This window comes from Erythrobacter insulae, from assembly GCF_007004095.1.
Classification (GTDB): domain Bacteria; phylum Pseudomonadota; class Alphaproteobacteria; order Sphingomonadales; family Sphingomonadaceae; genus Erythrobacter; species Erythrobacter insulae.
This window is the reverse complement of record NZ_VHJK01000001.1, coordinates 695574-710000: the sequence shown is the minus strand read 5'-3', so window position 1 is coordinate 710000 and position 14427 is coordinate 695574. Positions and strand designations below refer to the sequence as shown.

The 14427-nt window shown below is 54.8% G+C and carries 8 protein-coding genes; 3 read left to right on the top strand and 5 right to left on the bottom strand.

The window, feature by feature from the left end; translation table 11 throughout:
• The 3 genes from FGU71_RS03395 to FGU71_RS03385 are packed head-to-tail and all read right to left on the bottom strand — an operon-like array spanning position 1 to position 4103.
• Positions 1–1011 (bottom strand): cupin-like domain-containing protein, encoded by a 1011-nt coding sequence (locus FGU71_RS03395; protein WP_142787254.1) that lies wholly within the window; start codon positions 1009–1011, stop codon positions 1–3.
• Entirely contained in the window at positions 1012–2544 is a 1533-nt protein-coding gene (locus FGU71_RS03390; protein WP_142787253.1) for a tryptophan halogenase family protein, read from the bottom strand.
• A complete protein-coding gene (locus FGU71_RS03385) occupies positions 2541–4103 on the bottom strand; it encodes a tryptophan halogenase family protein (RefSeq protein WP_142787252.1) in 1563 nt (520 codons plus the stop codon). Before FGU71_RS03385 ends, FGU71_RS03390 begins: the two co-directional genes overlap by 4 nt.
• Positions 4104–4265: 162 nt before the next feature.
• Here FGU71_RS03385 and FGU71_RS03380 point away from each other — a divergent pair, with 162 nt between their 5' ends.
• Positions 4266–7613, top strand: coding sequence for a TonB-dependent receptor (locus FGU71_RS03380; protein ID WP_234035624.1), 3348 nt, complete (start codon positions 4266–4268; stop codon positions 7611–7613).
• A 92-nt stretch (positions 7614–7705) separates the two neighbouring features.
• Here the strand turns inward: FGU71_RS03380 and FGU71_RS03375 are convergent, their stop codons facing one another.
• Positions 7706–8827, bottom strand: coding sequence for an endo-1,4-beta-xylanase (locus FGU71_RS03375; RefSeq protein ID WP_142788958.1), 1122 nt, complete (start codon positions 8825–8827; stop codon positions 7706–7708).
• A gap of 70 nt (positions 8828–8897) precedes the next feature.
• Positions 8898–11312 carry a glycoside hydrolase family 3 N-terminal domain-containing protein gene (locus tag FGU71_RS03370; protein ID WP_407644394.1) on the bottom strand — a complete coding sequence of 805 codons (2415 nt, stop codon included), beginning with the start codon at positions 11310–11312 and terminating at the stop codon, positions 8898–8900.
• A gap of 170 nt (positions 11313–11482) precedes the next feature.
• Here FGU71_RS03370 and FGU71_RS03365 point away from each other — a divergent pair, with 170 nt between their 5' ends.
• Positions 11483–12607: a LacI family DNA-binding transcriptional regulator gene (locus FGU71_RS03365; RefSeq protein ID WP_234035623.1), complete on the top strand. Its 1125-nt coding sequence runs from the start codon at positions 11483–11485 to the stop codon at positions 12605–12607.
• Complete coding sequence (locus tag FGU71_RS03360) at positions 12604–14385, top strand: IlvD/Edd family dehydratase (protein ID WP_142787251.1); 1782 nt, start codon at positions 12604–12606, stop codon at positions 14383–14385. The genes FGU71_RS03365 and FGU71_RS03360 overlap by 4 nt, the downstream gene beginning before the upstream one ends.
• Positions 14386–14427: the final 42 nt, after the last annotated feature.

Sequence of the window (14427 nt, the reverse complement as noted above, 5' to 3'; positions counted from 1 at the left end):
CTATTTGATAATTCCGCGCAGCATTTGGCGCATTTGGGCTATCAATTCTGGACTGGCAGGGCCTAGAATTCCTTTGGCATGATCCGGCAAATGCGCCGCTGGATCGCCATTTTCTTCGAAAACGTAATGGTTCAACATCATCTGCCAAACGCGGCGCTGCTCTGGCGGCAGATGCCTGAACGCCGCCAAGGCATGTAACAGTGCATCATACGGACCGGCGAGCGCGGGGTTTGCGTCATTCCACCAATAATTGATCAGGCAACTGACAGGGGAAAGCGATTCAACCCCATGCCACCAGCAATAGGGAATATAGATTGCATCGCCCGGTTCCAGAGTGGTCTGCAGCGCATGCGGCCATGCTTTCGAATAGCGCGGATATTTGTCGAGATCGGGGCTCTGCTGATCAACCATGCTGACAGGTGTGCCCGCAGGGGTTTTCTCAAAAGGACCCGGATAGAGATTGGGCGTTTGTTCAGGAGGAAACAGGGTGAAACGTCGCTGTCCTGCGACACAGACTGCGACATTCTCTTTCACATCGTAATGCGGAGCTACCCGAATGGCGTTACCCAGCCAGATCCGCGGTTCTACATGTGCCAGTATGTCTAGCCTGTTTTGCTGACTGAAACCGGCAATAATACTGTCCACCGGTGTTGATTGAACAGCCACCGAAGGCGGGCGCGGGTCGTCGCGAAGTCGCATCAGGTCGTTCACAAAGTCCGTAAATGCGCCACGTCCACTGACAAAATTGAACTTCGTCAAATCTTCGTCATAGAAAAAACGACCTTGCTTATCATGGCTGGCAACGATTGCATTGATCGGTTGGGGGCTGGCATTCTGCGTTACGTGGTCGGCAAATGCCTGGTCGCTATCGACTGCTGCTTGTACGCTAGGCCAATGACTTGCCAGACCGCGAATGACGGCTGGCGTACCGCTTCGTCTTATGTCCTCGAAAGCTTTGCTTGAAGAGATCGCGTGTTCCGCGACTGGCTGGGGCGGCATAGGATTGCTCATTTACCGCGCTGCGATTGCGCTACCGTTCGCCGCCAGGAATTCTGCTTGAGACGGCATTTGCTGGACAGTGCTGGAAACAACGTGCCGAATATGCGCCAAGCGTTTCAGCGTTTCGGCATCGTCAATCACACTGTTCGCAGTGTTCCATCCGCCTGGCTTGATCCCCTGGCCCGTCATCACTGCCAGCCAGCTAGCCTCAGTGAATAGCTCGTTATGCTCACGGATTATTCGGCCAGATGAACGAAACATTTCCAATTTGTCAGCCAACCCTGAAGGCGGTTCGAGATTGCGGCAATAGTTCCAGAATTCGGAATCATCGCGCTCTGTTGCGGTGTAATGCAGTAAGAGGAAGTCGCGTATATCAACGTAATCCTGCACGTTCTGCTTGTTGAAATGCGCGATTTCTGGTGCGCTGAAATCGGTCGTTGGAAAAAACGTCATGAGACGCGCGATACCTGTCTGGACCATGTGGATCGTGGTCGATTCCAGCGGTTCAAGAAAGCCTGCTGACAGGCCGAGAGCGACCACGTTCTTGTCCCACGCCTTATGCCTGTAACCCGCTGTGAAGCGCAGGTGATTCGGATCAGCCAATGGCGCGCCATCCAAATTGGCTACAAGCAGGTCAGTCGCCTCGTCCTGGCTCATATGGGCGGATGAGTAGACATGCCCGTTGCCCAGTCTGTGCTGTAGCGGAATGCGCCATTGCCATCCCGCAGGCCGGGCAGTGGACCGTGTTAACGCCTCATTCTTTCCGCCAAGAGAACACGGAATTGCCACAGCCCGATCACAAGGGAGCCATTTGCTCCAATCCTCAAAGCCTACACCGAGTACTTCGCCAAGAAGCAGCGAGCGAAACCCTGTGCAATCAATGAACAGCTCTCCGCCTATCTCGGTTTCATCGTCAAGCTTTACGTGTGTAACGAAACCCGTGTCGCTATGCTGTGCGACGTGAACGATTTTGCCTTCGATACGTTCGACACCCGCCGTTTCTGCCATCCGGCGCAAATATTTGGCGTAGAGCCCGGCATCAAATTGGAACGCATATCCGAGTTTGGATAGAGCCGATTTCGGATTGTTATGCTGGGGATGCATGAACTTATCCAATTTTCCAGCCATGCCGGAAATCGAATAATCGTTCAGTCCCGAGGAATCTCCGGCTGCCAAGCCGCGATGCCAGTAATGGTGGAATTCGATCCCATACATATCCAGTCCGAATGAGCCGAACGGATGGACGTAGGAGTGGCCCAGCCGGGTCCAGTCAACGAATTCGATTCCCAATTTGTAAGTAGCGTGCGTTTCACGAACGAATTCGTGCTCATTAATACCCAGCAATGTATTGAATGAATTGATCTGGGGAATGGTAGCCTCACCGACGCCAACCGTTCCAATCGCTTCGCTTTCGATCAGTTTGATGGAAAGCCCCGGGATTCCCGAAAGCAGCCGCGACAGCGCCGCCGCTGTCATCCAACCAGCTGTACCGCCTCCAACGATTGTAATTGATTGAATGGGCTTGCCAGTTTTCGCAGCGGTCATCCTGACATATCCTGCGCTGCCGCCCACGAATTCGATTGCTTCAGAAAATCGACCTGGGCCGGCATTTGTAATGCGGTGTTGCGATATGCCTCACGCATCTGTTTCATCGCGCCCGCCACTTTTGCATCATCAAGGGTATCGGCCATCGGGTCATATTTGTCGGGCCAGATGTTTTGTCCCAACATCACGGCGATCCAGCTGGGCATTGTGAAAAGCTCTGCATTCTCGCGGAAGACACGGCCATGCAGTTTCCATAGCTCCATCTTTTTTGCCAGAGTTTCCGGCACGTCCATGTCACGCACATATCGCCAGAATTCTGTATCATCGCGCTGGGTTGCTTTATAATGCAAAATCACAAAGTCGCGCACATCTTCGTACAGTTCGTGCATTCCCCTGTTATATTCATCACGTTCAACCGGACTGATTTTCTTATCAGGAAACAGCGCGAATAAGCGGGCGATACCGTTCTGCACCAAATGAATACTGGTAGACTCGAGCGGCTCGATGAAGCCCGAAGCCAGGCCCAAAGCGACTACATTATGGTTCCACGCCTTGCTTCGCATGCCCGTTGTAAAGCGCAAATGCCGCGCATCACCGAGCGGTTCCCCTTCGATATTGGCCCGCAGGATCGTCTCGGCTTCGTCCGCCTCCATGTAATCGCTGCAATAGACATGCCCGTTGCCTGTCCGATGCTGGAGAGGGATGCGCCATTGCCAGCCTGCGCCATGCGCGGTTGAGCGTGTGTATGGATCAAGCGTTGCAGGGTTCGCGCAGGGAAGGGCGATTGCGCGGTCAACAGGCAGCCAATGGCTCCAATTGTCGTAACCGGTCTCTAGAGCCCCTTCGATCAAAAGCCCGCGGAAGCCTGAGCAGTCGATGAAAAGCTCACCTTCGATCTTTTCACCATTGTCCAATTCGACCGATGTGACATCACCGGTCTCGCTATCGCGGTGCACAGCTGAAATTTGCCCTTCGCGGCGGATCGTGCCCTGCTTCTCGGCGAGGCTCCTCAAGAATTTCGCATATAGGCTAGCGTCAAAGTGATAGGCGTACCCTATCTGCCCGGCCAATGACTGGGAGCCAGGCTTTACCCGGGCGAATTTCCCGTGGCGGGCGGCCATTGAGCTCATGGAGTAGCCCGCAATATCACCTACGGTTTCGCGCCCTGCCGCCAACCCTGCCTGTGCAAGGGCCTTTTCTCTCAAATATAATTGATGGAAAGCGATACCGTGCAAGTCTTGGCCGTAACCGCCGAACGGATGAAAATACCGATCGCCCTGCTGGCCCCAATTAACGAACTCGATACCCAATTTGAATGTACCGTTGGTTGCGCGCAGAAAATCGTTTTCAGCAATATCCAGCATTTTGTTAAAATTGGCGATCGGAGGGATCGTCGCCTCGCCAACACCCACGGTGCCAATTTGCTCTGATTCGACCAGAGTGATTGTGCGTCTGCCATTATCGAAATATCGCGAGAACGCGGCGGCTGCCATCCATCCGGCCGTTCCGCCCCCAACAATAACAATCTGCGCGATATCGCTATCATTTCCGGGTTGCATAACCGTGCACTGCGTCCTTTTTGTTACATAATTGCGCTGTTGGCCTTGTGCCGCTTTCCTCAGCTCTTGCCAAGGGCAAACCGCTTTGATACTCCGTGGCGAGAGGAAAAGGTAGCACTGCGCTTTATTTTGGTAGCGCTACCATGAGGGAGGGAATTTCTAGTGAAAACTTTTGATCAAATGGCGTTGTCGGCGGCCGAGCGCGCAATACTTGGTAAAGGCGCGCTTCTGCGTTCCGGTGCATCAATGTTGGCTATTGGTAGCCTATTGCTGTCGTCTAATGTGCTGGCGCAAGAAACGGCGCAGGAGCCTGTCGACCCGGAAACGGAAGTCGAGGCTGATGCAGCCGAAGGCAATGTAATCGTCGTAAGCGGTATCCGCGCATCTTTGATTTCTGCGCAGAACATCAAACGAGACGCAAACACGGTCGTGGACGCGATTACAGCGGACGATATCGGCGCACTCGCTGATCGTTCTGTCACAGAGGCTTTGCAGCGTGTCCCCGGTGTCGCGATCAACCGTTTTGCCGGCTCCAACGATCCCGATCACTTCTCGGTCGAGGGGTCGGGCGTCACGATTCGCGGACTGAACTACGTCCGCTCCGAATTTAACGGCCGTACCGCATTTTCTGCTGGTGTCGGTGGGCAGGCGTTGAACTTTGCCGATGTCCCGCCCGAGCTTCTGGGCTCCGTGATCATCAACAAAAACTCTACTGCTGATATGATCGAAGGCGGAATTTCCGGTACGGTCAATCTTGTAACGCGCAAATCGCTTGATGATCCAGGCTTCAATGTCGCATTCAGTGCAGAGGGCAATTACGGCGATTTCGCAAAGGAATGGTCGCCAACATTCTCCGGCCTCATCAGCAACACCTGGGATACCGAAATTGGTACCTTTGGCATTCTGGTCAGTGGTACATTCTCCCAAATCCGTAACCGTGCCGACGGTATTCAGGTCACAAACTTCCAAGCCCGCGACAACACGCTGGTTGCTGCTGCCAACACCGGCGGTGCATTGACTTGCCGGAACCCTCTGCCCGGCGATGGCGATACGACCACCTTGCCACCAGGCGGCGCGGCATGCGGAACATTTGGCGCTGGCGGACCAGACGGATTTGCCGATCTCGCAGACCTGCGCTTCGCTCCACTCGGTCCGCAATTCCGGTCGCAGGAGTTTGACCGTAAGCGCGATGGTTTCTCGGTCGCTGCGCAATTTGAATCAATTGATGAGCGTACAGTTGTAACCGCCGAGTTCATTCGTTCACACACTACCAACAGCTGGGGTGAGCATACTTTTGAAACCGGCCCCGATCTTGCGGAATATAACACTTATCCGATCGGATGCTTGCAGAACGAGAATGGCCCGGGCGGTACCGCGCGGGCTGAGTGTCCCGTCGGCGGCTTCGAAAACTACGTCTATGACGACACAGGCCTGTTCCAATCGGGGTATATTACCAGCCCAAATAACGGTTGGCGCGGTGATCCGGGCAACGGCGCGGCGTTCACATCAATCGGTGGCCTGCAACAGGTCTTGTCCCGCCGGCAAGTTGAAGACGAAACAACCAACGAAGACTATTCGCTTAATTTGCGAACTGAGCTGACCGATAAATTGACGATCGAGCTCGATGCGCAATACGCGACATCACGCAAAGAAAACCTCGATTTCTCTGTCTTTGGCTCGACGTTTGCGGATTCTGAGCTGGATCTCACCGGTGATTTGCCCGTCGGAGTTCCTCATATTCCAAACTTCACCAGCTATTCTTGGCAGGGTGGGCCAAACGCAAACCTAGATGGTCTCACGGATGCCGAATACTTCGTCGACCCACGCGTTCAGTTTTGGCGCGCCGCAATGGATCACATCGAGGACAGCGAAGGCGATCAGTTCGCCTTCCAAGCTGATGTAGAGTACGAATTTGGTTACGATTCCTTCATTCGTAAAGCGAAAGTCGGAGCGCGCTTTTCCGAACGTGACACGACGGTCCGTTACACAACCTACAACTGGGGTGTGTTGAGCGAAGTCTGGGGTGCCAATGGTGACGTTGTCCGTTTCGGCGATACCGATCCAAGCAACTACGAAATCTACGACTTTGACAACTTCTTCCGCGGTGACACGGCGGCCCCTCCGGCGGCGCTGTATTACTCGGGTGATCTGATCAGCGGCTATGACGAGGCGACCAATTTCGCCTTGGGTGTAAACCAAGAATTCCAAAACCGTGGTGGACCCGCTGGTTGGGTTCCGCTGGCTCAACGTCCGGGCGCACTTGATGGTTCGCCATTCATTCCAAGCGACATTCAACGTCTGAAACAACGTGATACTGCGGCCTATGCGATGTTGGAGTTCGGCTCCGATGACCTGCTGGGCGATGTTCGCTTTGCCGGCAATATCGGGGTTCGCTATGTGAATCTGGATACGCGATCATTCGGCAATATCAGCGCGCCAAGCGCTCAACAATTAGGTATTGCCGATCCATTTACGGTCCGCTGTACAGCGCAGGGACCAAACGGGCCGGTGCCAAGCACCGAACCGCTGTGTTTGCAGGGCGAAGCAGCCTATAACAACCTTCGGGCATTCGCCGGAAATGGATCAGCGGGTACAAATAGCATCCGCGGCGAAACATTCGATTATTTCCTCCCGAGCATCAATATGCGGTTCGGGCTGACAGATGATCTGATCTTGCGTTTAGCGGCCTCGAATGTGTTGACGCGGCCAGACAATGCGTTGCTGCGCAACTTCCTCGATATCACTTTGGATCAGGCAGGAAATCTGACTGCGCAAGGCGGTAACGCGGATCTGGCACCGGCCACAGCGTGGACCTATGACGTGTCGCTCGAATGGTATTTTGCGCCAGTCGGTTCGTTGACGCTCAACGCATTCTACAAAGACATAGACAACTTCTTCTTCCAGGATTTGGTCAATCAGGACATCACCAATAACGGCGTTACGCAAACTGTATTGGTACGCGGACCTGCCAACTTCCAAGGCGGAGGCAAGATCAAAGGCTTTGAAGTTGCATATCAGCAAACTTACGACTTCCTGCCTGGACCGCTTGACGGATTGGGTGTGCAAGCGAACTATACCTATATCGATAGTGACGGTCTGCCGAACACGTTCTTGAATGGGCCAGATTTGGCTAATAACTCGACCGTTGCGCCGGGCGGAAACCTGCCACTCGAGCAGCTATCGAAACACAACGTCAACGCGACGGTGTTCTACGAGAAGGGGCCGGTAAGTCTCCGAGCCGCGTATAATTGGCGCTCGCGCTTCTTGCTAACAGCGTCTGACGTCATCTTCCCGTTCTATTCGATTTTCAATGAAGAGACCGGGCAATTGGATGGTTCGATCTTCTTCAGAGTTACCGATGATGTTCAGATCGGCGTGCAGGGCGTCAACTTGCTCAATGAAACGACGGAGACGTTGCAGGCCTATACCGGCGATGCGAATGTCTTGGCGCCGCGATCATTCTTTACGAATGACCGAAGGTTCTCGTTCATTTTAAGGGGTAAGTTCTAAATACCCTGCGATCTCAAAAAGAAAGGCCGCCTCGGGAAACCGGGGCGGCCTTCTCTTTGGGACATTTGGATTGTTTTATTCGCTTGAGCGTCTCAGCTGCGGCTCAGAACCTGCGCCAAAACATCACGCATAGGCTTTGGGCGATAGTCGCTACTATAGGGCGTACCGCGCACTTCTAGCCCGTCGGCCCTCTTGGACGGATCAAAGTACTGTAGCCAATTGTATTGATCGACCATGCCCCACACGAGAATATCGTCCAGCATCGAGTCATAATCCATCATCACATCGAAATAGCGACGCGTGTACTCAGCGACCAAGCGGTCGCGCGTAGCGATATCGGCGGGCAATGCCTTATCCTTGACGTCGAATTCAGTGATCAGAAGGCGATATCCCATGCCCGTTACCTCATCGAGGAACTTGCGCCATTCGCGTTCGCGGTAGGGACCGACTCCGGTGGCGGGATCGACTCCCATAATTTCAATATGGCTCTGGATCCCCAGCGCATCGACCGGCGTACCGCGTTTCTTGAACCCTTCGAGAAGGCGCAGAACCGCGGCCATGTGATCGGCGTGGGCAGGCTCCCAACTCATATAGTCATTATAGACCAGCTGGGCGTTTGGCAGACCCTCCCGTGCGCTGTGGAAGGCCAGGTCCATTACCGCTTCGGGACTACCCATCGCGCGGCTGAGACTGGTTTCGATCGGCCGGTTGGTCGCATGATCTATCGCCTCGTTGACTACATCATGGCTTACGATCGTGTCAGCGTAGCGTTCGGTCACTGTGCGGATATGGTCGCTTAGTATTCGTCCCGCTTCGCTAGCTGGTGAGGTCCCGAAATCATAAGTGTTGAGCCAATCTGGAAACCATTCTGGTCGGTGCCACAGCAGTACATGTCCGCGCACATCTATATCATTCGCCTTTGCCCAGCGGACGATTGTGTCCATTTGCGAAAAATCATACCGATCTGGCGAAGGACGGATAGATTGCCACTTCATGGCATTTTCAGGGACGACCAAACCGCATTCAGACTTCACCAAAGCGGCGTATCTCCGGTTAGCAACGGATCCTGAATTTTCGTTTGCTACTCCGTGAGCAATAGCCGTGCCGAAGCGCCTTCTGCCGCTCCTCGCTAAGAAATCAAGGCTGCCGGTTGCAGTCACGGCTGGCGGTGCAACTGGCGCGGTCAGAATTGGTGTGCATGCCGCAGCGGGCATCGCCGCCAAACCGGCGAGAGCCGTGCGGCGGGAGCAATTATGAGAGATATCGACAGTCACCGGCGGCACCCTATTGCGAGATGGTCAGCGTAATCGTTTGGAGGTCCTGCGAATTGGGCCCCACCATGACGCTGAATTCACCAGGTTCGACGACGCGCTCCATATCGCGGTTCCAAAATGCAAAGCTGTCAGCATCAATAGTCACACTCACGGTCGTCGAGGCACCAGCGTCAAGCGTGACGCGTTCAAACCCGACCAACTCCTTGACCGGGCGCGTAACTGAGCTGACCATGTCGCGAAGATATACTTGGACGACCTCATCGCCGGTCATGTTGCCGGTATTGGTAACGCGAACACGCACTGTCACATCTTCACCGCTCGCAATGCTTGCCGAGGATAAGGTCGGCGCAGCCATGTCAAAGCTGGTATAAGAAAGGCCGAAGCCAAACGGATACAGCGGCGCGGCGTCATCGAAAAGATATCCGCGCCGTGCGCTCGGTTTGTGATTGTAGAAAAATGGCAATTGTCCGGCGTTCCGGGCGACAGTAACCGGTAGTTTGCCACCGGGGTTTACCTGTCCGAACAATGCGTCAGCAATAGCATTGCCTTGTTGCTCGCCCGCGTACCACGCTTCCAAAATTGCGTCGGATTGTTCGGCCACCTGTAGATAGCTTGGTGGGCGGCCATTAATCAGGACCGTAACGATTGGTTTGCCCAGTTCCTTCAGTGCGGCGAAGAGCTCATTCTGCTCTCCAACCAGATCAAGGCTTGTTCTGTCGCCCAGATGCGCCTCGGCCCAACCCTCGCGGCTTGTTTGTTCGGTGTCTCCGATAAACAAAACGATGGTGTCCGCGTTCTCAGCCGTTCTGACAGCCTCTGCAATCATCTTCCGGTTCTCAGCCGGATCGCCAAGAGTGACTTTATCTTCCCACCAGTCATCATCTTCGGTGATGACCACACCTGGAGAATGCACGATGTTTGCCCGGTTGCCGACCAGATTACGAATGCCCTCTAGCGGCGTCACAGTGTCGCGAGGAATACCATAGTAACCGCCCAAGCGCGCCACATCAGCATTCGGGCCGATGACGGCGATTGTCGGTGTGTCAGCCGCCGTATCGGGTAGCGCCAGAGGCAATGCTCCGTCATTCTTGAGCAGAATGAGTGATTTTTCAGCCGCGCGGCGAGCGAGGGCGCGCCCTTCGGTGCCATTAGAACGAAGCGCAGGTGCAGCATCATCCACGAAGGGATCTTCAAACAGACCCGCGTTGAATTTCATCGTCAGGATGCGGCGGACAGCAGTGTCGATCGCTGCCATCGAAACCGAACCGTCTTTCACCTGATCAGTGAGCGTCGAGAAAGATATTCCGCTGGGCAAATCTACATCGACGCCTGCTTCCAAAGCGATCTTGGCTGCGGCTGGCACGTCAGCAGCGATATTGTGCCGCGACACCATTTCTTCAATCGCGTAATAATCCGACACTACGGTACCATCGAATTTCCATTCACCACGCAGGATGTCTTGAAGCAGCCACGAACTGGAATGACTTGGGATGCCGTCGATCTCGTTATAGCTCGCCATGACCGCATCGATGGCGGTCCGCTCGACCACCTGCTGAAAAGGCGGGAAGAACATTTCACGCAATGTTCGTTCGGAAATCTGTGCAGGGCCGATATTGGTGCCGCTTTCGGGCTGACCATGCCCGGTCATATGCTTCAGGGTTGGCATGACCTGACCCGGTTTAAGCTTGGGGTCCTTCCCCACTCCGCGCAAGCCTTCGACAGCTGCTACGCCCATCTCCCCAACCAGATAGGGGTCTTCACCGAATGTCTCTTCGATACGGCCCCAGCGCGGGTCGCGCGCAATATCAACCACCGGCGATAGCACCTGATGCACACCGCGCGCGCGAACCTCGCTGGCGATGTAGTCATTGATGCTGCGCACCAGTTCGGGATCCCAAGTCGAAGCCAAAGCGATAGATTGTGGGAAGCTGGTGGCGTTCAGGGCAGCCAGGCCATGCAATGATTCTTCGTGTGTTAGAACCGGGATGCCCAATCTTGTCTGCTCCCGTGACCAGCGCTGCAGCGCATTGACGTAACGGATCGATTCTTCGATGCTTCGCGGTGTGTTGACGCGCGGGCTTCCCGGACCCTTCAGGTCAGATGGACGCGCAAAAAAGCCTAGTCCGTCGGGATAGAGTTCTGACGCTTTTTCGGGCGCGAAAAAATTGTCCTCATCCTGTATTTTCGGCTTGTCGTTCCAGATGGTGACCATCTGTCCGATCTTTTCTTCCAGCGTCATCCGGGCGATCAGATCTTCGACGCGTTGTTCGGTAGGGGCGGAGGCATCCCAGTAGAGCGCTTCAGCTACCGGCCGCTGCACCGTATCTGTCAGCGATTCTTGTGCCATAGCGGTGCCGGAATAGCTGGCTGATAGCGCCATGAGACTGACACATGCTGCAAACGCAGTGCTCTTGAGAATGCCCATTAATTTCCCCTCCTGTGATACGCGCACGTCGTGCCGTACTTTACTTATGGTAGCGCTACCATTATAGTCTGGCTGATTGATGTCAACCGCGAAGAATGTGGATGATCGTGCGTTGGGGCGCCCGTGCTTCGCGTTTTTCGTTGCCGAACTATTGCTGAAAGAGTGCGAGTATGGCTATGCAAGCTGTCATGGAGGCAGGGAAGCCCGAGGGCTACAAAAAGCGCGTGAAACAGCGCGGCGGAAACGCGCCTACGATCGCCGATGTCGCAGCGCAGGCCAAATGTTCCCCCATGACTGTCAGCCGTGTAATTAATGGTGGTAGCCGCGTGAAAGCGGAAACGCACGAAGCGGTCATGAGGGCTGTTCGCAAGCTTAATTATACGCCCAATCGGGCCGCGCGCAGTCTGGCCGGCGGGCAGCAGCTGCGGATTGCCTTGATGTTCGACAATCCATCGGCGTCATATTTGGCCGAATTTTTGATGGGCGCGCTGGATGAGGCATCCAGCAACGATATCCATTTGGAGGTTCAGAGCTGTGAGAACCTCAGTGAAGCTTTGCCCATCATGCACAAGTTGCACGAAGGTGGGATAAAAGGATTCATCTTACCACCGCCTCTATGCGACGATCAGGCGGTCATGGATTTAGCGAACGAATTGGACGCGGTGGCTATCGCGGTCGGTCCGGGCAAAGCGACCGATGCGCATGGATCGGTCATGATCGACGATTTCCAAGCGGCCTACGATATGACCAAACATATTATCGGTCTTGGTCATAGCCGGATCGGTTTTATAATCGGCAATCCCGAACAGGTCGCCAGCGGACGCAGGCTCAACGGATATCTTGCCGCGCTGAATGACGCCGGGCTCGATGTGATTGATGACTTGATAGTCCAAGGGCGTTTCACATATCGTTCGGGCATGGCGGCAACAGAATTGCTGCTGAAGGTTGATCCCCGACCCACGGCGATCTTTGCTTCAAACGATGATATGGCGGCGGCTGCTGTTGCAGTGGCGCATCGTCAACATCTTGATGTTCCGACTGATCTGACCGTTTGCGGATTTGACGATACGGAGATGGCCAGCACGATCTGGCCGGAATTAACCACCATTCGCCAACCCATCCGCCAAATGACAGCGTGTGCCGTATCGAAAATTGCCCGTATCGTGAGCGCGAAACGGACACGAAGCAACGGGCCCGCCGAATGTACGACGCTACCATATGAATTGATCCGCCGGGATTCCGACGCGGCGCCGAGTCTGGCCAAACGTACAAGCAGTGGGTCTGGACAGTTGTGACCGAAAATAACGCCAAAACGCTGCGGTCGCGGGATTGGTTCAACAATTTCGAACGCATGGATATGACAGCGCTCTATCTTGAGCGATTTATGAATTACGGCGTCACGCCAGAGGAATTGCGCAGCGGCAAACCAATCATCGGCATTGCGCAATCAGGCAGTGATCTAAGCCCTTGCAACCGCATCCATATCGATTTGGCAAAACGAACCCGAGACGGCATTCGCGACGCTGGCGGGATTCCCATCGAGTTTCCGGTGCATCCTATTTTCGAGAACTGCCGGAGGCCCACCGCCGCGCTTGACCGTAACCTGCTGTATCTGGGTTTGGTTGAATTGCTTAATGGCTATCCGATTGACGGGGTGGTCCTGACGACAGGGTGCGACAAGACGACGCCTGCACAAATCATGGCCGCAAGCACAGTCGACATCCCCGCGATTGTCTTGTCCGGCGGCCCGATGCTGGATGGCTGGCACGACGGGGAGCTGGTGGGCTCGGGAACGGTTATCTGGCGAAGTCGTCGCAAGCTATCTGCGGGAGAAATTGACGAAGAGGAATTTCTCGAGAGGGCTACTAAAAGCGCACCGTCTGCCGGGCATTGCAATTCAATGGGCACTGCCAGCACAATGAACGCAGTTGCCGAAGCAATCGGCCTTTCTCTTACGGGGTGCGCTGCAATTCCGGCGCCTTACCGTGAGCGGGGCCAAATGGCATACCGGACTGGTAAGCGCATCGTAGAAATGGTGGCCGAGGATTTGCGTCCGTCGCGGATTTTGACCCGCGATGCCTTTTTGAATGCGATTGCGACAGTCAGCGTGTGCGGTGGTTCTTCAAATGCTCAACCGCACATCATCGCTATGGCGCGCCATGCCGGTGTCGAGCTCGAGCCGCAGGTATGGCAAGAGCACGGCTATGACTTGCCGCTGCTGGTCAATATGCAGCCAGCTGGTGCTTATTTAGGTGAGCGGTTCCACCGCGCGGGTGGGGTGCCTGCGGCGATGTGGGAACTGATGAATGCCGGCAAGTTGAAGGGCGAAACCTTGACATGCACAGGCAAGAGCATTGCCGATAATCTCAGCGGTAGCGAAAGCAATGATCGCGAGATGATCCGGAGGTTTGATGAACCGCTGATGGAAAAGGCAGGCTTTTTGGTTCTGTCTGGGAATTTGTTCGACTTCGGGATATTGAAGACCTCCGTTATTTCTGAAGACTTCAGAAAGCGATATTTGTCACGGGATGGCAATGAAGGCGTGTTTGAAGCACGGGCAATCGTGTTTGATGGCTCAGACGATTATCATCACCGGATAAATGATCCCGAGCTAAACATCGATGCAGACTGCATTCTGGTCATCCGGGGATCTGGCGTGATCGGCTGGCCGGGCAGCGCAGAAGTGGTCAATATGCAGCCGCCTGACGCGCTGATCCGCGAAGGTATCGCTTGGTTGCCGACGCTGGGCGATGGCCGTCAGTCAGGCACTTCGGACAGCCCGTCTATACTCAACATCTCGCCTGAAAGCGCGGCTGGCGGCGGGCTATCCTGGCTCAAGACAGGTGACATTATTCGCGTCGATCTGAACGCCCAGACGTGTAGCGCGCTGGTTGACGACAATGAAATCGAGCGCCGCATTGCGAATGACCCGGCGCCAGAGATACCTGAATCTCAAACGCCGTGGGAAGAGCTGTTCCGTGAGAAGAGTAGCCAGTTGAGCGAAGGCGGCGTGATGGAATTCGCGCTGAAATATCGCAAGACGTCTAAAAAGCTACCGCGCCACAATCACTGATCATGGCCATTGGTCACGATTTGTATGCGTTCGAATGTAGGC

Bases quoted from the DNA above. Each gene is read 5' to 3' on its own strand.
- FGU71_RS03395 (WP_142787254.1), bottom strand. From the start codon at position 1,011: ATGAGCAATCCTATGCCGCCCCAGCCAGTCGCGGAACACGCGATCTCT.
- FGU71_RS03390 (WP_142787253.1), bottom strand. From the start codon at position 2,544: ATGACCGCTGCGAAAACTGGCAAGCCCATTCAATCAATTACAATCGTT.
- FGU71_RS03385 (WP_142787252.1), bottom strand. From the start codon at position 4,103: ATGCAACCCGGAAATGATAGCGATATCGCGCAGATTGTTATTGTTGGG.
- FGU71_RS03375 (WP_142788958.1), bottom strand. From the start codon at position 8,827: ATGCCCGCTGCGGCATGCACACCAATTCTGACCGCGCCAGTTGCACCG.
- FGU71_RS03370 (WP_407644394.1), bottom strand. From the start codon at position 11,312: ATGGGCATTCTCAAGAGCACTGCGTTTGCAGCATGTGTCAGTCTCATG.
- FGU71_RS03365 (WP_234035623.1), top strand. From the start codon at position 11,483: ATGGCTATGCAAGCTGTCATGGAGGCAGGGAAGCCCGAGGGCTACAAA.